Origin of the sequence: Vibrio sp. ZOR0018 (assembly GCF_963865925.1) — a bacterium.
GTDB classification, from domain to species: domain Bacteria; phylum Pseudomonadota; class Gammaproteobacteria; order Enterobacterales; family Vibrionaceae; genus Vibrio; species Vibrio anguillarum.
On record NZ_CAWMCN010000079.1, the window covers coordinates 1 to 22,761 of the forward strand.

General features: G+C 45.3%; 22 protein-coding genes and 1 tRNA gene. 14 read left to right on the forward strand and 9 right to left on the reverse strand.

The window, feature by feature from the left end; genetic code table 11:
* Nucleotides 1-3 precede the first annotated feature (3 nt).
* The 9 genes from AACR75_RS03725 to luxS all read left to right on the forward strand — a co-directional run bounded on the left by AACR75_RS03725 (nt 4) and on the right by luxS (nt 10,296).
* A tRNA-Arg gene (locus AACR75_RS03725) sits at nt 4-80 on the forward strand.
* A 373-nt stretch (nt 81-453) separates the two neighbouring features.
* Nucleotides 454-708, forward strand: a complete 255-nt coding sequence (locus tag AACR75_RS03730) for an oxaloacetate decarboxylase subunit gamma (protein WP_038148642.1) — start codon at nt 454-456, stop codon at nt 706-708.
* Nucleotides 709-738: 30 nt separating this feature from the next.
* Nucleotides 739-2,517 carry a sodium-extruding oxaloacetate decarboxylase subunit alpha gene (gene oadA, locus AACR75_RS03735; protein WP_047688849.1) on the forward strand — a complete coding sequence of 593 codons (1,779 nt, stop codon included), beginning with the start codon at nt 739-741 and terminating at the stop codon, nt 2,515-2,517.
* A gap of 9 nt (nt 2,518-2,526) precedes the next feature.
* Nucleotides 2,527-3,657 carry a sodium ion-translocating decarboxylase subunit beta gene (locus tag AACR75_RS03740; RefSeq protein ID WP_047688851.1) on the forward strand — a complete coding sequence of 377 codons (1,131 nt, stop codon included), beginning with the start codon at nt 2,527-2,529 and terminating at the stop codon, nt 3,655-3,657.
* A gap of 117 nt (nt 3,658-3,774) precedes the next feature.
* On the forward strand, nt 3,775-4,725 hold the full coding sequence (locus AACR75_RS03745; protein ID WP_017049741.1) for an NADP-dependent oxidoreductase: 951 nt from the start codon (nt 3,775-3,777) through the stop codon (nt 4,723-4,725).
* Nucleotides 4,719-5,180, forward strand: a complete 462-nt coding sequence (locus AACR75_RS03750; RefSeq protein ID WP_017049742.1) for a YqaA family protein — start codon at nt 4,719-4,721, stop codon at nt 5,178-5,180. The genes AACR75_RS03745 and AACR75_RS03750 overlap by 7 nt, the downstream gene beginning before the upstream one ends.
* A 9-nt stretch (nt 5,181-5,189) precedes the next feature.
* A complete protein-coding gene (locus tag AACR75_RS03755) occupies nt 5,190-8,045 on the forward strand; it encodes a M16 family metallopeptidase (protein WP_017049743.1) in 2,856 nt (951 codons plus the stop codon).
* 102 nt (nt 8,046-8,147) lie between these two features.
* Nucleotides 8,148-9,713 carry a glutamate--cysteine ligase gene (gene gshA, locus AACR75_RS03760; RefSeq protein ID WP_026027564.1) on the forward strand — a complete coding sequence of 522 codons (1,566 nt, stop codon included), beginning with the start codon at nt 8,148-8,150 and terminating at the stop codon, nt 9,711-9,713.
* 64 nt (nt 9,714-9,777) lie between these two features.
* Nucleotides 9,778-10,296: an S-ribosylhomocysteine lyase gene (luxS, locus tag AACR75_RS03765; protein WP_010319518.1), complete on the forward strand. Its 519-nt coding sequence runs from the start codon at nt 9,778-9,780 to the stop codon at nt 10,294-10,296.
* An 82-nt stretch (nt 10,297-10,378) separates the two neighbouring features.
* On the opposite strand, the gene AACR75_RS03770 is transcribed toward luxS, so the two are convergent.
* Nucleotides 10,379-11,653 carry an HlyC/CorC family transporter gene (locus AACR75_RS03770; RefSeq protein WP_017046996.1) on the reverse strand — a complete coding sequence of 425 codons (1,275 nt, stop codon included), beginning with the start codon at nt 11,651-11,653 and terminating at the stop codon, nt 10,379-10,381.
* Between the two features lie 83 nt (nt 11,654-11,736).
* Nucleotides 11,737-12,531, reverse strand: a complete 795-nt coding sequence (locus tag AACR75_RS03775) for a cytochrome C assembly family protein (protein WP_026028540.1) — start codon at nt 12,529-12,531, stop codon at nt 11,737-11,739.
* Between the two features lie 305 nt (nt 12,532-12,836).
* On the opposite strand from AACR75_RS03775, the gene ffh reads away from it, so the two are divergent.
* The 5 genes from ffh (at nt 12,837) to rplS (ending at nt 16,435) form a co-directional block, all read left to right on the forward strand.
* Nucleotides 12,837-14,219, forward strand: coding sequence for a signal recognition particle protein (ffh, locus tag AACR75_RS03780; protein ID WP_017049746.1), 1,383 nt, complete (start codon nt 12,837-12,839; stop codon nt 14,217-14,219).
* 214 nt (nt 14,220-14,433) lie between these two features.
* Nucleotides 14,434-14,682 carry a 30S ribosomal protein S16 gene (rpsP, locus tag AACR75_RS03785; RefSeq protein WP_010319522.1) on the forward strand — a complete coding sequence of 83 codons (249 nt, stop codon included), beginning with the start codon at nt 14,434-14,436 and terminating at the stop codon, nt 14,680-14,682.
* A 29-nt stretch (nt 14,683-14,711) separates the two neighbouring features.
* The gene (gene rimM / locus AACR75_RS03790) at nt 14,712-15,266 is read left to right on the forward strand and encodes a ribosome maturation factor RimM (RefSeq protein WP_013857691.1); all 555 of its coding nucleotides are present in this window, start codon (nt 14,712-14,714) and stop codon (nt 15,264-15,266) included.
* A gap of 27 nt (nt 15,267-15,293) precedes the next feature.
* Nucleotides 15,294-16,040: a tRNA (guanosine(37)-N1)-methyltransferase TrmD gene (trmD, locus tag AACR75_RS03795; protein WP_010319524.1), complete on the forward strand. Its 747-nt coding sequence runs from the start codon at nt 15,294-15,296 to the stop codon at nt 16,038-16,040.
* A 41-nt stretch (nt 16,041-16,081) separates the two neighbouring features.
* The gene (rplS, locus tag AACR75_RS03800; protein ID WP_010319525.1) at nt 16,082-16,435 is read left to right on the forward strand and encodes a 50S ribosomal protein L19; all 354 of its coding nucleotides are present in this window, start codon (nt 16,082-16,084) and stop codon (nt 16,433-16,435) included.
* Nucleotides 16,436-16,504: 69 nt separating this feature from the next.
* On the opposite strand, the gene yacG is transcribed toward rplS, so the two are convergent.
* From yacG to AACR75_RS03835, 7 genes are all read right to left on the reverse strand, one after another.
* The gene (yacG, locus tag AACR75_RS03805; protein WP_010319526.1) at nt 16,505-16,702 is read right to left on the reverse strand and encodes a DNA gyrase inhibitor YacG; all 198 of its coding nucleotides are present in this window, start codon (nt 16,700-16,702) and stop codon (nt 16,505-16,507) included.
* Between the two features lie 89 nt (nt 16,703-16,791).
* Complete coding sequence (gene zapD / locus AACR75_RS03810) at nt 16,792-17,532, reverse strand: cell division protein ZapD (RefSeq protein ID WP_013857689.1); 741 nt, start codon at nt 17,530-17,532, stop codon at nt 16,792-16,794.
* Between the two features lie 32 nt (nt 17,533-17,564).
* Complete coding sequence (gene coaE, locus AACR75_RS03815; protein WP_047688854.1) at nt 17,565-18,173, reverse strand: dephospho-CoA kinase; 609 nt, start codon at nt 18,171-18,173, stop codon at nt 17,565-17,567.
* Complete coding sequence (locus AACR75_RS03820; protein WP_047688857.1) at nt 18,164-19,045, reverse strand: prepilin peptidase; 882 nt, start codon at nt 19,043-19,045, stop codon at nt 18,164-18,166. Before AACR75_RS03820 ends, coaE begins: the two co-directional genes overlap by 10 nt.
* A gap of 38 nt (nt 19,046-19,083) precedes the next feature.
* The gene (locus AACR75_RS03825; RefSeq protein ID WP_047688859.1) at nt 19,084-20,310 is read right to left on the reverse strand and encodes a type II secretion system F family protein; all 1,227 of its coding nucleotides are present in this window, start codon (nt 20,308-20,310) and stop codon (nt 19,084-19,086) included.
* 42 nt (nt 20,311-20,352) lie between these two features.
* Complete coding sequence (gene pilB / locus AACR75_RS03830) at nt 20,353-22,041, reverse strand: type IV-A pilus assembly ATPase PilB (protein WP_047688862.1); 1,689 nt, start codon at nt 22,039-22,041, stop codon at nt 20,353-20,355.
* A 9-nt stretch (nt 22,042-22,050) separates the two neighbouring features.
* Complete coding sequence (locus AACR75_RS03835) at nt 22,051-22,476, reverse strand: pilin (protein ID WP_040122945.1); 426 nt, start codon at nt 22,474-22,476, stop codon at nt 22,051-22,053.
* Nucleotides 22,477-22,761 lie beyond the last annotated feature (285 nt).

Here is a 22,761-nt window from a genome sequence, read left to right on the forward strand (position 1 = left end):
TGCGCGCTCATAGCTCAGCTGGATAGAGTACCTGGCTACGAACCAGGCGGTCGGAGGTTCGAATCCTCCTGAGCGCGCCATTTATTAAGAAGCCTCGCATTGTGCGGGGCTTTTTTTATGTTGGTTTTTTGTTGCTATTTTGTTAAATTGAAAATGGCAACTATTTGTTTTATCTTGTTAATCTGCAATGTTTTAACTCCCTCTCAGTATCTGCATCATTTTTTGATTAACGTAGCCGTATTGGCTAGTTAAATGCCCTTCTTAATAGAGAAAATTCAGAGTTTTGTGATTTGTGTGAGTAATTGTTCGCCGATTTTGTGTGTTATCTACAAGAGTCCCTTAAACAAAATTGACAATTATTAACCAATCGAGATAATCCTAGTCCACTTGCCAAGATCGCATTTGTAAAAATGCGTAGCAATTGTTGTCAGGATGACACAGAAAGGAAGCAACATGACTACTATTGGAAGCCTATTAGTTGACGCAGCCACCCTTATGATTACGGGGATGGCTGTAGTCTTTATTTTTCTAACTATTCTCGTTTATCTCGTTCGGTTAATGTCAACCTTGGTACCGGAAGAAGTACCACAACCGATCGCAGCACCGATTCAACATCGAAAAGTTCAACCAACCCCTTCAGCTGTGAGCCCGCAAATTGTGGCGGCAATTTCTGCAGCAGTGCATCAGCACCGCGCATTAGCTAAATAGCATAGAAAGGATGAAAAGGAGTTTATGAGCATGTCTAAACCACTAGCTATTACGGATGTGGTCCTTCGTGATGCCCATCAGTCACTATTTGCCACGCGCATGCGTATCGAAGACATGCTGCCTATTGCAGCAGAGCTCGATAAGATCGGTTATTGGTCACTGGAAACTTGGGGAGGAGCAACGTTTGATGCTTGCATCCGTTTTCTCGGTGAAGATCCATGGGAGCGTTTACGTTCGCTTAAGCAAGCGATGCCCAATACCCCAATGCAAATGTTGCTACGCGGCCAGAATTTACTAGGCTATCGCCACTATGCCGACGATGTTGTTGAAAAGTTTGTCGAACGAGCTCACACGAATGGTATGGATGTTTTCCGTATTTTTGATGCGATGAATGATGTTCGCAATTTTGAAAAAGCGGTCAAAGCGACAATTGATGTTGGCGCACACGCGCAGGGTACACTCTCTTACACCACTAGCCCTGTTCATAATTCAGATACTTGGGTTGATCTTGCCAAGCGGTTGGAAGATCTCGGCTGCCACTCTTTGTGTATTAAAGATATGTCTGGGTTGCTCAAGCCGTATGAAGCTGAAGATCTGATCACCCGTATTAAATCCTCTTGTGCCGTACCTTTAGCACTGCACAGCCATGCAACGACTGGTCTTTCAGCGGCAACAGCCGTTAAAGCGGTAGAAGCTGGTATCGATATTTTGGATACTGCTATCTCTTCAATGAGCCAAACTTATGGCCACACACCAACCGAAACAGTGGTCGCTATGCTTGAAGGAACCGAGCGTGATACGGGCTTGAGCCTGACACAGCTTGAACCGATTGCCACTTATTTTCGTGAAGTGCGTAAGAAATACGCTAAATGGGAAGGACAGTTAAAAGGTGTCGATTCTCGTATTCTTATTGCGCAGGTTCCTGGTGGTATGTTGACTAATATGGAAGGTCAACTAAAAGAACAAGGAGCGGCCGATCGCCTTGATGAGGTTCTTGAAGAGATCCCTCGTGTGCGAAAAGATTTAGGTTTCATTCCCCTTGTGACTCCAACATCTCAAATCGTGGGAACACAAGCGGTGATCAACGTCCTGACTGGTGAGCGCTATAAGAGCATCACGAAAGAAACTGCAGGGGTATTAAAAGGTGAATACGGTGCCACGCCTGCGCCAGTGAATACTGAGTTGCAAGCCAAGGTGTTGGGTAATCTTACGCCGATCACTTGCCGTCCAGCCGATTTGTTGGATGCAGAAATGGCCGTGTTGACCACTGAATTGCTTGAAAAGGCAAAAGCAGAGGGAATTTCATTAGCTACAGATACGGTGGATGATGTTCTGACTTATGCATTGTTTCCACAAGTCGGTTTGAAGTTCTTGAAAAATCGTCACAATCCGGATGCATTTGAGCCTGCGCCAACCTTGGAGTCAGCCAAACCTACACCTGCCACCGTTGTGACAAAAGGTGGTATTGAAACCTACAGTGTTAAAGTGGATGGGCAAATTTACACGGTTGAAGTGGGACCACAAGGCCAGCTTAGCTCAATTGCTGCCAGCCAGTCTCAAGCAGCACAGTCATCAAGCGTGCCGGCAAGTAACAATGCAGAAGCGGTTCCTTCACCACTCGCTGGCAACATTTTTAAAGTGAATGTTCAAGCCGGTTCTGAGGTGTTAGAAGGGGATGTGTTAGTGATTCTGGAAGCGATGAAGATGGAAACTGAGATCCGTGCGGCACGTGGCGGTATTGTTCAAGATCTTCATGTCAAAGAGGGTGATGCTGTGACTGTTGGTGCACCATTGCTGAGCTTAGCGTAAGGGAGAACCATGGACGGATTATTGACCTTATGGTCTGAAACAGGGATCGCTAATTTTCAGCTAGGCCAAATCTGCATGATTTTGGTCGGTTGTTTACTGCTGTTTTTGGCTATTCGCAAAGGCTTTGAGCCACTGCTGTTATTGCCGATCGGCTTTGGTGCGATTTTAGCGAATATTCCGAATGCGGGTTTTACCGAACCCGGCGGTCTGCTTTATTACGTTTATCATGTTGGTATTGAGACGGGCGTTTTTCCACTGCTGATTTTTATGGGCGTGGGCGCGATGACCGATTTCGGGGCGTTGATTGCAAACCCTAAAACGTTATGGCTAGGTGCGGCCGCTCAGTTTGGTATTTTCGCCACCCTGTTTGGTGCGATATTACTCAACTATGTACCGGGTATGGAATTTACCATGGCCGATGCTGCGTCCATCGCCATCATTGGTGGAGCCGATGGCCCAACCGCTATTTTCCTTGCCAGTAAATTATCGCCGGATTTATTAGGTGCAATCGCTGTGGCGGCTTATAGCTATATGGCATTAGTTCCTATCATTCAGCCACCGATTATGAAGGCACTTACAACATCTGAGGAGCGAAAAATCAAAATGGCTCAGCTACGCCACGTTGGGAAGACAGAAAAAATACTGTTTCCTCTGGCGGTGCTATTGATGACGATTCTATTTTTACCGTCAGCAACGCCATTAGTGGGTATGTTCTGTCTAGGTAATTTAATGCGTGAATCGGGTGTGGTTGAGCGTCTATCCAAGACAGCGCAAAATGAACTGATCAACATCGTTACTATCTTCTTAGGCTTAGGCGTTGGTTCTAAACTGCAGGCTGATAAGTTTTTGAACTTGGAAACATTAGGTATTTTGGCGCTCGGTGCTATTGCTTTCAGTATTGGTACGGCTGGTGGTGTGTTGATGGCGAAAGTGCTTAATAAATTCTCGAAAGAGGATATTAACCCTCTCATTGGTGCGGCTGGTGTGTCTGCGGTACCGATGGCGGCGCGAGTAGTGAACAAAGTGGGGCTTGAAGCTAATCCACAGAACTTCTTATTGATGCACGCCATGGGGCCAAATGTAGCAGGTGTACTGGGCTCTGCAGTTGCGGCGGGTGTTTTGCTTGCTCTTGTTGGCTAAGCCTAGACGAGCTGATGGTTATTTTGCGAGCTAAAGATTAACTAGAAGCAATAAAATGGTATATATTCAAAGGGATGCTGAGGCATCCCTTTCTTTTTATCAATAGGGAAGTTTGACATGGATAATAAACAGATCGCAATTACTGAGTTTGGTGGACCAGAGGTGCTCGTTATTCAAACCAGTGACGTTCCTCAACCTAAAGCTGGCGAAGTGTTAGTAAAAGTGGCGTTTGCTGGTGTAAACCCTATTGATGTAAAAACTCGGGCTGGTCTGGGGTGGGCTGCAGCGCAAAACAAAGATAAGCTGCCATGGGTGCCAGGTTACGATATTTCTGGACAAGTTGTTGAGGTGGGGGAAGATAATCGCCGCTTTCAAATTGGAGATAATGTGGCGGGCTTTGTTGGGTTTCCGTTGCGTGGTGGCGGTTACAGCCAATACCTGTGTGTGGCAGAAAGCGAACTCAGCCTTGTTCCTGATGCTGTGACCTTAGAAGCAGCAGCGGTGCTGCCACTGGCAGGGCAAACGGCGGCGCAAGCCCTAAATAAAGCGCAAGTGAAAGAGGGGGATCGCGTATTGATCCTCGCAGGCGCTGGTGGTGTCGGGCACTTAGCGGTACAAATTGCTTTAGCAGCAAAAGCCGAAGTGTATACCACGTGCAGCGAACAAAATTTGGATTATTTAGCGACTCTTGGTGCTCATGCGATTAATTATAATTTTGCTCCTGCTTCACAGCGTTTAGAAGAAGTGGATGTGCTGATTGATTTAGTCGGGGGTGATGCGGCTCTCGACGCTTTGAAATGCTTGAAAGATCATGCGCGTGTCGTTACTGTTCCCACTCTAAGTGCTGAGCTTATCTGTGAAAAAGCAAAATTACTTGGTTTTGAAGCCACAGGTATGTTAGTTGATCCTAATCCTGAACAGCTCGATACCATGCTTTATATGGTCAGCGTTGGCTTATTGAAAACGGAAATTCAAGCTGTTTATCCGATGGCGGAAGTGGCTGCGGCTCATCAACAGATTGAAACAAGCCATACTCGAGGCAAAGTTCTTCTTGATATGAAATGTTAGACATTTTTAGCACCTATTTGGAACCGCTCTCGTATTGGTTTGCTGGCTCTGCGCTGTGGGTGCTTTTTTTTAGTGGTTTTCTCAGTGCTACCTTATTACCGGGAAGCTCAGAAGCGAGTTTATTCGCCACATTAAGCCTGAATCAATTTCCCGTATTTTGGGTTATCGCCGTTGCAAGCGCTGGCAATACCCTCGGCGGTCTGACCAACTATTGGCTCGGTATCTGGTTGCCTAATCGAACTGAAAGCGAAAAGCACGGTCATAAAGCGTTAGCTTGGCTCAATAAATATGGTTATTGGGTCCTCTTATTCAGTTGGTTACCTGTGGTGGGCGATGTGCTTTGTTTGGCCGCAGGTTGGCTACGCATGAAATTTTTACCTACTTTTGTCATGATTTTGATCGGCAAAGCACTGCGTTACATCATGCTTGCCGCTGTATTCTATGGTTTTTTCTAAGGAGCTGTTATGAGAAAAATTTGGCTAGGTGCCCTTTCTCTTATTGCCATTTACGGCTGTTCATCAACGGTCGCACCTATCGCTTTTTTTTCATCATTACCGAAAGGGGTTACGCTGATTGAGCAAGTGGATGCTCAACCGGGAAAAGTGATGATCCCTTATGCAAAATATCAGCTCGATAATGGCCTTACTGTCGTGCTCTCACCGGATCACTCAGATCCTTTAGTGCATGTCGATGTCACTTATCATGTGGGTTCGGCACGTGAAGAGGTTGGAAAATCAGGGTTTGCTCATTTCTTTGAACACATGATGTTTCAAGGAACGGAGCACGTTGGCGATCAAGAACATTTTCGTTTGATCACCGAAGCGGGAGGAACCATGAATGGGAGTACTAACCGTGACCGTACTAATTATTACCAAACCGTGCCTTCAAATCAGCTAGAAAAAGTGTTGTGGCTCGAATCTGATCGGATGGGATTTTTACTCAACGCGGTTTCTCAACGTAAATTTGAGATCCAACGTGACACAGTAAAAAACGAACGTGCACAAAACTACGACAACCGCCCCTATGGCTTGATGTGGGAAAAAATGGCGGAGGCGATGTATGCCGAAGGACACCCTTATTCATGGCAAACCATTGGTTATGTCGAAGATCTTGACCGAGTGGACGTCAACGATCTTAAAGCGTTTTTCTTACGTTGGTATGGGCCGAATAATGCAGTGCTGACCATTGGTGGTGATATTGATGTTCAGCAAACACTTGAATGGGTTAATCAATATTTTGGCACCATACCGGCAGGCCCAGCCGTTGATAACGCACCTAAACAGCTGGCCCAGTTGGCGCAAGATCGTTTCATTACCTTGGAAGATCGTATTCAGCAACCCATGGTTGTGGTGGGCTGGCCGACAGAATATCGCGGTGCTCAAAGTCAAGCCTCGTTAGATGCGCTTGCCAAAGTGTTAGGCAGCGGTACCAATAGTTATCTCTACCAAGCGTTGGTCAAAACTCAAAAAGCCGTCAATGCGGGTGCATTCCAAGATTGCGCCGAATTGGCTTGTACCTTCTATGTTTATGCCATGGCCCCTTCGGGTGAAAAGGCTCAGCTTGCTCCTTTGTATCGAGAGTTAATGCAAACGCTCAGTCAGTTTGAGCAGCAAGGGGTAGATCAGAGTCGACTTGATCAAATTACCGGTATGGCGGAAGCGAATGCGGTCTTTGCGCTGCAAAGCGTATCTGGAAAAGTGACGCAGCTTGCGTCCAACGAAACGTTTTATGGGCAGCCTGATCGCCTAGAGCAGCAATTAGCTCAGATTCATGCGGTCACCCCAGAGTCAATTCAACAGGCTTATCAGCGCTTCATTGCTCATCAACATAAGGTTACCTTAAGTGTTGTACCTAAACATAAAGCCGATCTTGCCGTTCAAAAAGCCAATTTCGTACCCCCTAAAAGAGTGCTACCTGAGCATCAAACGATAACCGAAGATCAATTGGCTTATCGCCAGGTTGAAGATCAATTTGATCGCTCAATCATGCCTTCTGTGGCAAAAGGTGTGAAAGCACAAATGCCGACATTGTATGAACTCTATTTTGATAACGGTATTGAGTTATTAGCCACACAAACCAGCGAAACGCCGACCGTGCTAATTAATATCAATTTACCGGCAGGGGAGCGACACGCCGCGCGTGGCAAAGAAGGGTTAGCTAATTTAACCGCGGCGCTACTTGAAGAAGGCTCAACTCGACGCTCAGTGGAAGCGATTCAAGCTCAACTCGACACGTTAGGTTCGACTATCAGTGTTACTGCCAATGAGTATTCGACCAGTATTATCGTCTCTAGTTTGAAGAAGAATGTTGCAGCGACATTGGATGTGGTTGAAGAAGTTTTATTTCATCCTGCTTTCAAAGAGAATGATTTTACACGGCTGAAGCAGCAGATGCTGGAAGGGTTGGTTTATCAGCATCAAACACCGGGATGGCTTGCTTCACAAGCTACTCGTCAAGTACTGTTTGGCAACTCTATTTTTGCGCGTTCAAGTGAAGGCACTGAGCAATCACTAAACGATTTAACATTAGAAGATGTAAAACGCTTTTATGCGAAACATTACACGCCACATGGTACGCAAATCGTTGTTGTTGGCGACATTTCCAAAAAAGAGGTCGCTAAACAGTTAACCTTTTTAGGGCAGTGGCGCGGTGAAGCTTCTCCTTTGTTACGTCCCCAAGTGGTGAACTCACTGACAGAGCGGAAGATATATCTGGTTGATAAGCCTGATGCGCCGCAGAGCATTGTTCGTTTTGTGCGAAAAGGGTTGCCTTTTGATGCTACTGGCGAGCTTTTTCTCAGCCAACTGGCTAACTTCAATTTAGCGGGCAACTTTAACAGCCGCATTAATCAGAATTTGCGTGAAGATAAAGGCTACACCTATGGCGCTGGGAGTTATTTCGCGAGCAATCGAGAAGTGGGCGCTATTGTTTTCAATGCTCAAGTGCGTGCTGATGCCACCGTAGCTTCAATCGTTGAAATAGAAAAAGAGATGGCAACATTCAGTCAAAGTGGCTTAACCGACCAAGAGCTAAAATTTATGCGCCTTGCTGTTGGCCAACAAGATGCACTGACGTATGAAACACCATCACAAAAAGCGCAGTTGCTTAGTAATATTTTGACCTATAGTTTGGATGAAGATTACCTACAGCAACGAAATGAACTGGTGGAAAACGTAAAAAAATCAACGCTCAATAAACTCGCCGCTAAATGGTTTGCACCACAAGAGTATCAAATTATCGTGGTGGGTGATGCGAAAACGTTGAAGCCACAACTTGAAAAATTAGATATTCCCGTAGAAGAGCTTGAAATCATCCGCTAGAGTACACATTTATAGGGGGCAGATTGTTTGCCTCCATTCTACTCTCTTGCTGAGTTAGAGCCGCTTTCATTCGGATCATTCACCTATAAGCGAATCATTATTTTGACTAATTTTGCCGCACGACTTGAACAAGTCACTAAAAAATCAGAAGTGTTTAAGCAGTTTGGCCGAGGCGTTGAGCGTGAAACGTTACGCTATACCCCAGAAGGCTCGTTAGCTCTGACTCCTCATCCAGAAGCACTCGGCAGCGCATTAACCAACCGTTGGATCACCACTGATTTTGCGGAGTCATTGCTTGAATTTATTACACCAGTCTCTCATGACGTGCCGACTTTACTCTCACAACTGGCGGATATTCACCATTTTGCTCAAACCAAATTGGGTGACGAAAAGATGTGGCCGCTTTCTATGCCTTGTTATGTTGGCAGCGAAGATGATATCGAACTGGCGCAATATGGTTCATCGAATACGGGTAAAATGAAAACCCTTTATCGAGAAGGCTTAAAGCGTCGTTACGGCAGCTTAATGCAGATCATTTCTGGCGTACATTTCAATTTTTCATTTCCAGAATCATTTTGGGATGCCTTGCATGGCGAGCAAACTGAATCCCAGCGTACTGAGACAAAATCGGAAGCCTATTTTGGTGTGATTCGTAATTACTACCGTTTTGGCTGGCTTATTCCCTATTTCTTTGGCGCATCACCTGCGTTATGTTCATCGTTTGTGCGCGGACGTGAAAGCCATCTGCCATTTGAAAATATTGGTAAAACGCTTTATTTGCCTCATGCTACCTCGTTGCGCCTCAGTGATTTAGGTTATACCAATAGCGCGCAAAGTGGCTTGCAAATTGGTTTTAATAGCTTGGATCAATATCTAGAAGGGTTGAATCAGGCGATCCGCACTCCATCAAAAGAGTTTGCAGAACTAGGCGTGTATGTCGATGGTGAACATCGTCAGCTCAACAGCAATGTTTTGCAGATAGAAAACGAACTCTATGCACCGATCCGTCCTAAGCGTGTGGCCAAAAATGACGAAAAGCCGTCACAAGCGTTAGAGAGAGGCGGAGTCGAATACATCGAAGTGCGTTCGTTAGACGTAAACCCGTTTAGCCCGATTGGTATTACTGAAGATCAAGTGCGTTTTCTCGATCTGTTCCTCACTTGGACAGCTCTTTCAGATTCAGATCCGATGGACAATTGTGAGCTGGCATGTTGGCGAGATAACTGGAACAAAGTGATTTTAGAAGGTCGTAAACCAGGTTTAGAGTTACAAATTGGCTGTCGCGGAGAGAAACTGACGCTGCAAGCGTGGGCGCATAATGTATTCGATGACTTACGCAAAATAGCGCAAGTAATGGATAGCGCTTGTGGTGGCAACGCATACCAAGCCGTATGCGAGAAACTAAGCTCGTGGATTGATAATCCAGAATTAACCTTTTCCGCCCAACTACTTGAACAGACTAAACAGTTTGGAGGGCTCGGTAAGGTAGGTTGTGCATTAGGAGCCGAATACCGACAAGCCAACCTGGCACATCACTATCAAACTTATTCTGAGTCTGTGATGGAAGAGGAAGTGCTACGTTCTCGAGCCGCTCAGCAACAGATAGAACAACACGATACTCAAAGTTTTGAAGAATTTCTTGAAAGCTATTTTTCGTACCTAAAATGATCTCTCGATCATAATCTAACATTGATAGGCAGAGCATCGCTCTTTGCCAAATAAGGAGAAAGCAATGCCATTACTCGACAGTTTTACTGTAGATCACACTCGTATGCATGCGCCTGCGGTACGTGTGGCAAAAAATATGCAGACGCCTAAAGGGGATACAATCACCGTATTTGATCTCCGTTTTACTGCTCCAAACAAAGATATTCTTTCAGAAAAAGGGATCCACACTTTAGAGCATTTATACGCTGGCTTTATGCGCGCGCACTTAAATGGTCATGATGTAGAAATCATCGACATCTCACCTATGGGCTGCCGTACAGGTTTTTACATGAGTTTGATTGGTGCGCCAACAGAAGCGCAAGTGGCGCAAGCGTGGTTAGCGGCGATGCATGATGTGCTAAAAGTAGAGAGCCAAGATCAGATCCCTGAACTAAACGAATACCAATGTGGTACAGCCTCAATGCACTCGTTAACAGAAGCTAAAGAGATTGCTCAAGCGATTATCACGGCAGGTATTGCGGTGAATAAAAATGATGAGCTTGCTTTACCTGAGTCGATGCTCAAAGAGCTGAAAGTGGATTAAAGATCGCCAGATCTGGCCCTTTAAAAACAAAAAGCTTGGCAGTGACCAAGCTTTTTTCTTTCTTTTATGCAGTGACTGGCGATTAATGTTTTTTGGTTTTGCGTGGAAAGACTTTAACCTGCTTAATGCGGTTTTCTTCTACATCCACAATCTCCATCGCATGACCAGAGACTTTGACACTTAAATGGCTACTTGGAATATCTTCAAGGTGCTCCAAAAGTAAACCGTTTAAGGTTCTTGGGCCCGTCGTTGGCAGTTTCCACTTCAGCCCTTTGTTAATGTCACGGATATTTGCGCTGCCATCAATCAAGAAGCTGCCATCACTTTGTGGTGTAATTTCATCGGCTAAGCTTGGTGCCATTGAGGTGGTGAATTCCCCCACAATCTCTTCGAGAATATCTTCAACAGTGATCAAGCCATTGATATCACCGTATTCATCAACGATCAGGCCAATCCGCTCTTTGTTGCGTTGGAATTTAAGTAATTGTACGTTGAGCGGTGTGCCTTCCGGGATGAAGTAGACTTCATCAGCGGCACGTAAAATCATCTCTTTATTGAACTCTTTTTTTTCCAACATCAAACGAGAAGCATCACGAAGGCGCAATATGCCCACCGCTTCATCAATTTTGTCTCGGTAAAGCACCACGCGTCCGTGTGGCGAGTGAGTTAACTGACGCACGATAGATTTCCAATCATCGTTAATATTGATACCAGTAATTTCGTTACGTGGGATCATGATGTCGTTCACCGTAACATGTTCGAGATCGAGAATGGAAAGCAGCATATCTTGGTGGCGACGAGGAATAAGACCACCCGCTTCGTTGACGACGGTTCTCAACTCTTCAGAGCTTAGATGATCCTCCGCCCCATGCTTGGCCTTAAGGCCTAGTAAGCGGATGAAACCATTGGTGATGAAGTTAATGAACATCACCAATGGTGACAATATCTTCATTAAGAAGGTCAGTAAGATGCTGCTGGCGTAAGAGACGCGTTCAGGGTAAAGCGCTGCTAATGTTTTTGGCGTCACTTCAGCAAAAACCAGAACGACCAACGTCAGCGCACCAGTGGCAATGGCCACTCCTAGATCCCCATAAAGGCGCATACCAATAATAGTGGCAATTGCAGAAGCTAAAATATTGACTAGGTTGTTGCCAATGAGGATCAAACCAATGAGGCGATCTGGACGATCAAGCAGTTTTTCAACACGCTTTGCACCTTTGTGGCCGGTATTGGCCAAGTGCTTTAAGCGGTAGCGGTTCAAAGACATCATGCCGGTTTCTGAACCTGAAAAATAAGCCGAAATTACGATGAGACCCGCGAGTAGTGCAAACAATATACCCGTTGAAATGTCGTCCAAAACGTGGTTTTTCCTTATAAATAGTGTGATTAAGTAATGATCTAATTAAATGAATGTGTCAATACGCTATCAAACGTGTTGAGTTAGCTCAAAATGATTTCTTTTACAAAACGGCTACCAAAGTAGGCCAGTGTGAGTAAGGTTGCACCAGCGACAGCAAACCAAGTTACTTTTCTACCGCGCCAACCTTTTCGGTAATGTCCCCACAACAATACAGAATAGACAACCCAAGCAATGAAAGACAAAATGCCTTTATGCGCTTTGCCTTGAGCAAACATATCACCGACAAAATCAAAACCAGTAATCAAGGTACCAGTAAGTAATACGTTACCTATCAAGATGATTTTAAACAGTTGCCTTTCTACCATCAGTAGTGGTGGCAAATTGGGGTTGATGGTTAGCATCTTCTTTTTCTTTAGCTTGTGGTCCAGCCAAGCCAATTGCAAGGCGTAGAGTGCGCCAATCGAAAGGGTTGAATACGAAAATAGTGCTAGAGAAATATGCAACAACAGTGGCGGATTGTTTTCTAAGTGAGTCATGAACATGCTTGGAAGAAATGAGGCGGCGCTGACGTTGATCGCGGCGAAGCTATACACCACCGGCAACAGAAACCACAATCGCGTTTTTAACATCGCAATGCTCATCACCAGTGAGATGATAAAGCTTATCAATGATGCCACATTGAGCATACTGAGGTTTTGCCCATTAGCGTTGAAGATTAAATCACTCAGTAACCACGCATGAAAAGCCAGCGCCAGTGCTGAACTGAACAATACTGTCTGCGCACGAATCCCAGTTTGATTAACTAAGCCTGGAATAATGGTCGCTATGGATAAAAAATACAAAATAGTGGCGACTATTGCGATTAAGTTTTCCATACTTCTTACAAAATGGTGGCTGAATTGGCGAATTATACCTTGCATCACGATAATGAGCTACGTTGGATACCGATTGATTTGACATATACCCACCTTAGTTGAGGTCATGGTGCAAATAATTAACAGGGTGAAGGCTTTTATTCGATAAATCGCAGAGATAACTCTTTTTGACCCCCCTGTTTTGGGGACCCAATGTTGCGTTTACGGGTTTAAGTCGCTTATCGCGAAGCGTCAATGGGTATGACTATTAGATTGGCTAAGGTATACTGACCCCAATTAATCGCCGAACTAGCGAAGAGACAACGATGTTTGAAAATTTAACGGATCGACTATCCAAGACGCTGAAAAATATCAGCGGCAAAGGCCGTCTCACCGAAGACAATATTAAAGAAACCCTACGCGAAGTGCGCATGGCGCTGCTTGAAGCGGACGTTGCACTGCCTGTAGTGCGTGATTTTGTCGCGCGCGTTAAAGAGGGCGCAGTAGGTGTTGAGGTGTCTAAATCGCTGACACCTGGACAAGAGTTCATCAAGATTGTTCAAGCGCAGCTTGAAGCGGTAATGGGCGAATCCAACGAAGCGCTTAACCTTGCCGCCCAGCCGCCAGCAGTGATTTTAATGGCGGGTTTACAAGGGGCGGGTAAAACCACCAGTGTTGGTAAGCTTGCTAAGCTGCTTAAAGAACGTGATAAAAAGAAAGTACTGGTGGTTTCGGCTGACGTTTATCGCCCAGCGGCGATAAAACAGCTTGAAACGCTAGCTAACGATCTGGACGTTGAATTTTTTCCTTCTTCAGCCGACCAAAAACCGATTGATATCGCCAATGCGGCCATTGACCATGCGAAGAAGAAATTCTTCGATGTGCTGATTGTCGACACTGCAGGCCGTCTTGCTATTGATGAACTGATGATGGCAGAAATCCAAGATCTGCATGCGGCGATTAATCCGATTGAAACATTGTTCGTTGTGGATGCCATGACGGGGCAAGATGCCGCGAACACCGCAAAAGCCTTTGGTGATGCGCTGCCGTTAACAGGGGTTATCTTAACCAAAGTTGATGGTGATGCTCGAGGTGGTGCCGCACTTTCCGTTCGTCATATCACCGGTAAACCGATTAAATTCTTAGGGGTCGGTGAAAAAACTGACGCGCTCGAGCCTTTCCATCCTGATCGTATTGCATCACGCATATTGGGAATGGGCGATGTTCTCTCATTAATTGAAGATCTACAACGTAATGTTGATCACGAGCAAGCAGAACGCCTAGCTAAAAAATTCAAGGAAAAGAAAGGATTTGATTTAGAAGATTTCCGCGAACAGCTCGGGCAAATGCAGAATATGGGTGGCATGATGGGCATGCTCGATAAACTGCCTGGCATGGCAAACCTACCTGCCAACGTGAAAGATAAGGTCGATGATAAGATGTTCAAGCAGATGGAAGCGATCATCTGTTCGATGACCATGCACGAGCGCCAGCACCCAGACATGATAAAAGGTTCACGTAAAAAACGTATCGCGATGGGTTCTGGCACCCAAGTACAAGATGTTAACCGCTTACTGAAACAGTTCACCCAAATGCAGAAAATGATGAAAAAAATGCAGAAAGGGGGCATGAAAGGCATGATGCGTAATATGCAAGGCATGATGGGCGGAATGGGTGGCATGGGCGGCGGCGGTTTCTTTGGTCGTTAACCTAACTCATTGCGATGCTTAAAATTTACTAAAGCGTGATGCTCATCACTGCAAAAGCATAATGCTTCTGCTGGTGAAAAAATAGCTAAACCCCTTGCAAAGCCTCGGAATAAGAGTAAAATTCCGAGGCTTTATTTTGGCACGAGACCCCAGACTGTTTTTCGTAAATGGTTTTTGGGGTTAATTTTATTATTGAGAAAGCAAAGAGGACGACATGGTAACCATTCGTTTGGCACGTCACGGCGCTAAAAAGCGTCCATTTTATCAAATCGTAGTTGCGGATAGCCGTAACGCAGTAACTGGCCGTTTCATCGAGAAAGTAGGTTTCTTTAATCCTACGGCTACTGGCCAAGAAGAAGGCCTACGTGTTGATCTAGATCGCGTTAACCATTGGGTTGGTCAAGGCGCATCTCTATCTGATCGCGTAGCTAAGCTAGTAAAAGACGCTCAAAAAGCGGCTTAATTCTTACTTTTATAGAAGAACATTAGCTTATGTCGATGAAAGGTAAAGAAACAATGAGCAAAGAAAACGAAAAGATTGTTATGGGCAAGTTTGGTGCTACCTATGGCATTCGTGGCTGGCTCAAAGTTTTTTCCTACACAGACGAAGCTGAAAGTATTTTTGATTACAGCCCTTGGTTTATTAACCAAAAAGGCCAGTGGATCGAGTACAAAGTAGAGAGTTGGAAGCGCCATGGTAAGAGTATGGTGGTAAAACTTGAAGGTTTAGATGTTCGAGAAGACGCACATCTACTCACCAACTTTGAAATTGCTATTGATCCCGCATCATTACCAGAATTGTCAGCAGATGAATTCTACTGGCGTGAATTGTTCGGTATGCAAGTTATTACCACCAAGGGGTATAACCTTGGTGAGGTCACTGACCTATTAGAAACTGGCTCCAACGATGTTCTGGTTGTGAAAGCGAATTTGAAAGATGCTTTTGGCCAAAAGGAACGGTTGGTACCGTACCTTGAAGAGCAAGTGATCAAGAATGTTGATCGCGAAGCTCGACGGATCGAAGTTGACTGGGATCCGGCATTCTAACTCTAAAATTTCAGAGCGAGAGAACACATGTGGGTTGGCGTTATAAGCCTATTTCCTGAAATGTTCCGTTCTGTTACTGATTTTGGAGTAACAGGTCAAGCGGTTAAAAAAGGTTTGCTGTCTATTGAAGCTTGGAATCCTCGAGATTTCACTCATGACAAACATCGCACCGTCGATGACAGACCTTACGGTGGTGGTCCTGGAATGCTCATGATGGTTCAGCCTTTGCGCGATGCCATTCATGCAGCAAAACAAGCCGCACCGGGAAAGACGAAAGTCATTTACCTTTCTCCTCAAGGTCGAAAACTCGACCAAAAAGGAGTCGAAGAGCTGGCGACGAATGAGAACCTAGTTCTTATTTGCGGACGCTATGAAGGGGTAGATGAGCGTATCATCCAATCAGAAGTTGACGAAGAATGGTCGATTGGTGATTTTGTGATGACAGGCGGCGAACTGCCAGCGATGACGTTGATTGATTCTGTCTCTCGGTTTGTTCCGGGAGTATTAGGAGATTTCGCATCAGCAGAAGAGGATTCTTTTGCAAATGGCTTGCTAGATTGCCCGCACTATACGCGTCCTGAAGTGTTAGATGGAAAAGAAGTACCTGCGGTACTGAAATCCGGTAATCACGAGGATATTCGTCGCTGGCGACTGAAACAGTCGTTGGGCCGAACTTGGCATAGAAGGCCAGAGCTCCTGGAAAACCTAGCTCTGACTGACGAACAGGAACTATTACTGGTTGAGTTCATTAAAGAAACTCAAATACATCAGTAACCTATTTAATTTAGTATCAGTTTATTCTAGGAATTTTTAAAATGAGTAACATCATCAAGGCTCTTGAAGAAGAGCAAATGAAACAAGGCCTACCTAAATTCGCACCAGGTGACACTGTTGTTGTTCAAGTTAAGGTAAAAGAAGGTGATCGTGAGCGTCTACAGGCTTTTGAAGGCGTTGTAATCGCAATCCGTAACCGTGGCCTACACTCTGCATTCACTGTTCGTAAGATCTCTAACGGTGAAGGTGTTGAGCGTACGTTCCAAACTCACTCTCCAGTGGTTGATAGCATTGAAGTTAAACGCCGCGGTGCAGTACGTCGTGCCAAACTGTACTACCTACGTGAGCGTTCTGGTAAGTCAGCTCGTATCAAAGAGAAACTTGCTAAGAAGTAATGCTATAAACTAGCGTTCTCATAGTAATAAACAGGGGTCGAGTAATCGCCCCCTGTTTTTATATGTACGCTAATATTGATCTTCTGACCAACCATCACTGTCTGACATATCCGGTGCACCGGGAATACTTTTTTCCTCATCGGCCCACTCGCCAAAATCGATCATCTGACATTGTTTGGAACAAAAAGGACGATAAGGGCTCTGTTCTCCCCATTCGACATCGGCTTTGCACTGCGGGCATTTTACAATGGTAATTTTCTTTGACATAACGGACTTCAAGTAACGATGGATAGGCGTAAGTGTATTACCTAACGCAATGGAAAGTAAGAGTCAGTCGGGAATTGAAGCGGAATTGATTAACAGCAGACGGCGAGATCAAACTCGATATCGCGCCCTGTTGCTTGGCCTGATTGGAATTCGATAAACTTAATCGCGAAGCGATTTTTATGTCCAGAGATCATGGGGTATACCCCATACTCAAGTGGGATCGACAAGCGCAAGATATTGGCGTCTTCTGCATCGCTTTGATAAAAACCTAATCGTGCTAGGCGTGCTTTAAAATGGCCCGTTTCGCGGGTTAACTTCAACCAAAGTTGCAACGCATCTGATAACGGTCGCAGCGTTTCCATCCATTGGTGCGCATCTTGGGTCTTCTTTTCTATCGGAATGTGTAGCCAGTAGTGCAGGGCTGGCAGGTCAAAACAGCACGACCCGCCCGGCAAATTAAAACGTTGGCGAATCGTGCTTAAGAAACGATCTTCTTTGAGTGATTGACCAAAGCGTTCAGCGCTCATTAAATTACGATGGACCTCGTCGATCTCTTCAAGGAGCGATAGCAACATTTCTTGATCAACACCATCCACATTGAGCCAGCTACGGTAGTTCAAACGCTGTTTTTCAATATCTTTAGCCAACTCGCTTTTGAGTTGGATCTGTTCGAAGATTTCGAGTAAATCAAACAATGAACGAAAGAAGAGTTGGTGTTGAATACCGTCACGAAACTGAGCGGAATGCATCAACTGGTTAAGCAGCGCTTCGACTCTTAAATAGATACGAGTTTTTTCGTTCAGTGGGTGTTCAAACTTATGCGTGGTCATCTAACTAGCCTTAGGTCCGGTCTGGGTTATTCTTACAGACTTAGGCTGCATATGGCTAGATACTTTTTGTGTAATTCTGTGATTTGAGGCAAAAGTTTTTGGTTTTCTGCGCTATTTTTAATCACATCGTCAGCGTATTGCAATCTTTGCTCACGGCTCGCTTGAGCGGCTAAGATCGAACGGACTTGTTGCTCTGATACCTTGTCTCTTGCCATAGTGCGAGCGATTTGGGTTTTTAGATCAACATCAACCACTAAGATGCGATCGACTAAGGTTTGTAGGTTATTTTCTATCAATAATGGCACAACCAATAAAGCATAAGGCGAGGTGGTTTTTGCTAAATCAGCAATCATTTTTGCACGGATCATTGGGTGAAGAAGCTGATTAAGCCAAGCCTTTTCTTGTTCATCAGCAAAGATCTTTTCTCTTAACGCGGCGCGATCCAATTGTCCATCGGGCTTTAATATGGTGAGGCCAAAGTGCGCGCAAATCGCCGTTAATCCTTCACTACCGGGTTCGACGACTTCTCGAGCGATGATGTCAGCATCCACGACATCAATCGAGAAATGCTGCTGAAATAAATGAGCAACGGTGCTTTTTCCGCTGGCAATCCCGCCGGTTAAACCCACCACTAACCCCATGACGATAACCCCATAATTGAACCTAAATACCAACTCATAATATCGTTACCCCACAACAAGGTTAGCCAGCCAGCAATGGCGAGATAGGGGCCAAAAGGAAAGGCTTTGTCGATCCCTTTTTTTTGCAAGCGCAATTGAATTAGGCCAAAGACAATGCCAACCACAGATGACATGAGGATGATGATGGGCAGATATTGCCAGCCCAACCAAGCGCCGAGAGCAGCCAGCAGTTTGAAATCGCCATAACCCATTCCTTCTTTGCCTGTGACGAGTTTAAACAGCCAATAGACCGACCATAAGCTCAGATAGCCAGCAATGGCGCCGATCACCGCATCTTGCAAACTGACTGGGCTAATGTGCATCAATGATAAGCTGAGGCCCGCCCACAGTAGTGGCAGTGTCAGCTTGTCGGGTAATAGCATGGTATCTAAATCGATAAACGTCGCCGCGATGAGCACAAAAGTGAAAAACAATAGCGCTAGTGAAAAATAACTAAAACCGAAGTGGCTAGCCACGACAAAGCTCATACTGGCGGTGAGCAGTTCAATCAAAGGATAGCGTGCACTGATCGGGCCTTGGCAGCGGGAACATTTCCCTTTTAAAAAGAGCCAACTGAGTAGCGGAATATTGTCAATAATACGGATTGGCGCATCACAGTGTGGGCAGCTAGAACGGGGGACACTGAGCGTGAGTTGCCCTTCCGGTGGCGCAATGTGGTATTCGGGAAAGCAGTCAGCGCACTCTTGTCGCCATTCTCGCTCCATGATTTTGGGTAGACGATAAATGACCACATTGAGAAAACTCCCCACGATTAAGCCAAACAACGCTGCAAAAAGTGGAAAGAGCCAAGGGTAATAAATAAAAACTTCCATGCACAGACTCGATAATTAAAAGATTAGCAGTGCTAATACTATCCTAATACACTCATTAAGTTAAAGATGGGCAAGTACATTGCCACCACCAAACCGCCGACCACCGTACCCAAAAAGACAATGATCAATGGTTCGAGAATTTTGCCTAAGTTATCGACGGTATTATCAACTTCAAATTCGTAAATGGTGGCGACTTTATTGAGCATGTCATCCAATCGGCCTGATTCTTCACCAATCATAACCATTTGCAGCACCATTTCAGGAAAGGCTTCGGTATTACGCATCGCAATATACATTGGCATACCGGCTGCTGTATCACGATAGACCTCATTAATCGCCGTCTCAAAATGGACATTGCCAGCGGTTTTGGCGGTGGTTTTTAAGCTGGCTAAAATCGGAATGCCTGCACTAAAACTGGTGGCGAGTGTGCGACTGAATTTAGCAATAGAGGCTTTGCCTATCACCCCGCCAAGAATGGGAAACTTTAATCCTAATCGGCTGGTTTTTAAGCGTATTAAAAAAGATTTTTGGCGTACTGCTTTCACGGCAATTGTGGTGAGGATTATGATGATGAGTACCCACAAACTGTAACTTTGCACCCAATGAGAGAGTTTCAATACTTGCTGTGTAAACCAAGGTAATTCGGCTCCGAATCCTTTGAACATGCTTTCAAACTCAGGGATCACCATAGTAAGCATTAAGTAAGAAACACCTAACGCGACCAACACCACCATGGTTGGGTAGATGAGCGCTTTAATGACTTTAGCGCGCAGTTGTTCACTTTTTTCTCGATAAGTCGCTAGCCGCTCAAACACTTCAGCCAAGTTACCTGACTGTTCGCCTGTGTGAATGAGATCAACATACAAGGTATCGAAATGGGTGCTGGCGGTACGCATCGCTTTGGAAATTGGCGTTCCGGCTTCAACCCCTTTGGTGACTTGCGACAAAATGGATTTCATTTCGGCTTTGCGATGGTTATCTCCGACCAGTTTTAAGGCTTGCACGATGGGCACGCCCGTGGTCAGCATGGTCGCCAATTGGCGTGTCAGAATGGTGATGTCTCTGGCCTTCACGCGATGAGTCAAGCGGGTGATAAAAGAGACGCCCCCTTTTTTGATTTTTTTGATTTGAATGTGCTGCTCTTTAAGTTTGTCACGCACTTCCAGTTCGGTTAAAGCGAGAGTTTGGCCAGATACTTTTTTGCCCGAACTATTGATGCCTTTCCAACGATAATTTTTGAGTTCTGATTTGATTTTTGTGTTCATACAATAGAGTCACTCAATGGCTAGCTAAGAGGGATCAAAGCGTTAGAAATAGAGCACGCGTTGCAGCTCTTTGAAGCTGGTTAGGCCGTTTTTGAGCTTTTCAATGCCTGATTCTTGTAGTGTCTGCATTCCGTTGGCTTTCGCGATCTGTTCTATTTGATGAATGCTTGCTTTTTGCATAATCGCTTCGGCCAGCTGTGGGTTAAACGCCATCACTTCATAAATGCCGACTCGACCTGAATAGCCCCCTGTGCATTCGTTGCAACCATGCGGGTTCGCTTCATAAATGGTTTCCGTCGCTAGCAGTTGAAAATGTTGCTGCAACTGTATTGAGGGCACGACGGCAATTTTGCAGTGCCGACAAAGGCGACGAGCTAAACGCTGGGCAATAATTAAACTGAGTGAAGAGGCTAAGTTAAACGCTTCAATTCCCATATTACTCAAGCGAATTACCGTTTCGGCGGCGGAGTTAGTATGCAAGGTAGAAAGAACTAAATGCCCGGTTTGTGCCGCTTTCACGGCGATTTCGGCAGTTTCTAAATCGCGGATTTCGCCAACCATCACAATGTCGGGATCTTGCCGTAAGAAGGAGCGTAATGCTTGCGCAAAGCCAAAGCCAATTTTTGGCTGCACTTGAACTTGGTTAATACCGGATAAGTTAATTTCAACCGGATCTTCAGCGGTAGAAATGTTCACTTCAGCAGTATTTAAAATGCGTAGCCCCGTATAGAGCGAGACGGTTTTTCCGCTGCCCGTCGGGCCCGTCATTAAAATCATCCCTTGTGGTTTTTTCAGCGCAGCTAAGTAGAGCTGTTTTTGCTGGTCGTTATAACCCAATTTGTCGATATCTAAGTTAGCAGCGCTGCTATCGAGTAGACGTAGCACGATTTTTTCACCCCATAAAGTGGGGAGGCTGGAAACGCGCATATCGATGGCGGTGTCTTGATTCAACCGCAGTTTAATTCGTCCATCTTGTGGTAAGCGCCGCTCGGCAATATCGAGTTTGGATAAAATCTTGAGCCGCGCGGCAAGCCGGCGACTTAAGTTACTTGAGGGACGCTGCGTTTCCACCAAAATACCATCACAGCGCAATCGTACTCGGTAAAGCGCTTCGTACGGTTCGAAATGGATATCGGATGCGCCTTTTCGCACCGCATCAAGCAGGATTTGGTTAATAAAGCGGCTGACTGGGGCGTCATCTTGGCTGAGGTCTTCAATCGATTGAATCTCATCATCAGATAGCTTAACTAAGTTCGCCAGTTCATCTTGGCTGATCTCTTTCCCTGAAGAAGAGGATCCTTGAATTGTTCGGCCATACAAGCGCCGGATGGCTGCTTGCAGCGCTTTGTAGTCGGCTAAAACCAGTTCGACTTGTAAGCCTGTCGCAAAGCGAAAATCATCTTCCACTTGTAAATGGGTCGGGTCGGAAACTGCGATGGTCAGGGTTTGGCCATTATTGGCAATCGGCAGTGCTTGGTAACGGGTGATGAGGTCACGCAAACCAAGCTGTTGGCAGAGCAGTGGGTAGTCGTAGCGGGTTAAGTCGGTGTCTGGTAGGCCAAAAAGGGTACTTAATTGCTCAGTCAGATCATGAGGATGGAAAAAATCCAATGCGAGCAAAGCTTCTGGCACGCTTGCACCAGACGCTTTGATATGTTCAATAACTGCGTGTTCTTGCGTCGGGCTCAATATCTGAGCCTGACGCAGAATCGCAGGTAGGTTGCTTAGCATTTGTATTTCTTAGCTACAACCTTTTGGTTTTAACTCTAATGCCACATCAGTACTGCAACTCCATGCACCACTAGCATTTCTTTTCACAGCAACTTTTTTACTTACCATGTCTGGGCTAACACCTGTGCCATTGAAGGTGAATAAAATGTCCCCTGCTGCCGATGAGGCATTATCATAAGTTATGATACCAAGAGGGGATGTTGGAATAGCAAGAGCTGCTGATGTGCTAGGGAAGCTACCTTGGGTTAGCACGTATGTTTCGACGTTTGTTCTGTGGCCCGTAATTGAAGCTAAAGCTGCTGCAGCCTCACTTTTTGCCACATATTTTTGATATTGCGGAACTGCAATTGCGGCTAGAACACCGACGATAGCTACCACAATCATCAATTCAATTAAGGTAAAACCACTTTGTTTCGTTTTCTTATTTGTGTTCATTATTTGATTTGCTCCGTTTGAACGCATAAGGATGGGCAGAGCATAAGAAGCTTGTGGGTTGGTGTGAATGAGATAAAGAGCAGTGCGCGAGCGATTTGGATTTTTTACCTGTTTAGTTGCATATATCAATCACTGAAATACGACTGACTTAAAAATGCCGTCTTGCTTTTGATACGCAAGCAATAAAAAAGGAAGCTCGTCCGGCTTAATGCCGATCAGTTAAGACTTTAATCGGCAGATCAGTTGAATGATCCTACCTTTATGTAAAAATCCGATAGACCCTGT

What these genes read in the sequence shown, in the direction of transcription:
- AACR75_RS03740 (WP_047688851.1), top strand. Translation starts at nt 2,527, where the DNA reads ATGGACGGATTATTGACCTTATGGTCTGAAACAGGGATCGCTAATTTT.
- AACR75_RS03750 (WP_017049742.1), top strand. Translation starts at nt 4,719, where the DNA reads ATGTTAGACATTTTTAGCACCTATTTGGAACCGCTCTCGTATTGGTTT.
- AACR75_RS03730 (WP_038148642.1), top strand. Translation starts at nt 454, where the DNA reads ATGACTACTATTGGAAGCCTATTAGTTGACGCAGCCACCCTTATGATT.
- AACR75_RS03755 (WP_017049743.1), top strand. Translation starts at nt 5,190, where the DNA reads ATGAGAAAAATTTGGCTAGGTGCCCTTTCTCTTATTGCCATTTACGGC.
- ffh (WP_017049746.1), top strand. Translation starts at nt 12,837, where the DNA reads ATGTTTGAAAATTTAACGGATCGACTATCCAAGACGCTGAAAAATATC.
- luxS (WP_010319518.1), top strand. Translation starts at nt 9,778, where the DNA reads ATGCCATTACTCGACAGTTTTACTGTAGATCACACTCGTATGCATGCG.
- trmD (WP_010319524.1), top strand. Translation starts at nt 15,294, where the DNA reads ATGTGGGTTGGCGTTATAAGCCTATTTCCTGAAATGTTCCGTTCTGTT.
- rpsP (WP_010319522.1), top strand. Translation starts at nt 14,434, where the DNA reads ATGGTAACCATTCGTTTGGCACGTCACGGCGCTAAAAAGCGTCCATTT.
- zapD (WP_013857689.1), bottom strand. Translation starts at nt 17,532, where the DNA reads ATGACCACGCATAAGTTTGAACACCCACTGAACGAAAAAACTCGTATC.
- AACR75_RS03745 (WP_017049741.1), top strand. Translation starts at nt 3,775, where the DNA reads ATGGATAATAAACAGATCGCAATTACTGAGTTTGGTGGACCAGAGGTG.
- coaE (WP_047688854.1), bottom strand. Translation starts at nt 18,173, where the DNA reads ATGGGGTTAGTGGTGGGTTTAACCGGCGGGATTGCCAGCGGAAAAAGC.
- oadA (WP_047688849.1), top strand. Translation starts at nt 739, where the DNA reads ATGTCTAAACCACTAGCTATTACGGATGTGGTCCTTCGTGATGCCCAT.
- AACR75_RS03825 (WP_047688859.1), bottom strand. Translation starts at nt 20,310, where the DNA reads ATGAACACAAAAATCAAATCAGAACTCAAAAATTATCGTTGGAAAGGC.
- yacG (WP_010319526.1), bottom strand. Translation starts at nt 16,702, where the DNA reads ATGTCAAAGAAAATTACCATTGTAAAATGCCCGCAGTGCAAAGCCGAT.
- rimM (WP_013857691.1), top strand. Translation starts at nt 14,712, where the DNA reads ATGTCGATGAAAGGTAAAGAAACAATGAGCAAAGAAAACGAAAAGATT.
- AACR75_RS03775 (WP_026028540.1), bottom strand. Translation starts at nt 12,531, where the DNA reads ATGGAAAACTTAATCGCAATAGTCGCCACTATTTTGTATTTTTTATCC.
- rplS (WP_010319525.1), top strand. Translation starts at nt 16,082, where the DNA reads ATGAGTAACATCATCAAGGCTCTTGAAGAAGAGCAAATGAAACAAGGC.
- AACR75_RS03835 (WP_040122945.1), bottom strand. Translation starts at nt 22,476, where the DNA reads ATGAACACAAATAAGAAAACGAAACAAAGTGGTTTTACCTTAATTGAA.
- AACR75_RS03820 (WP_047688857.1), bottom strand. Translation starts at nt 19,045, where the DNA reads ATGGAAGTTTTTATTTATTACCCTTGGCTCTTTCCACTTTTTGCAGCG.
- pilB (WP_047688862.1), bottom strand. Translation starts at nt 22,041, where the DNA reads ATGCTAAGCAACCTACCTGCGATTCTGCGTCAGGCTCAGATATTGAGC.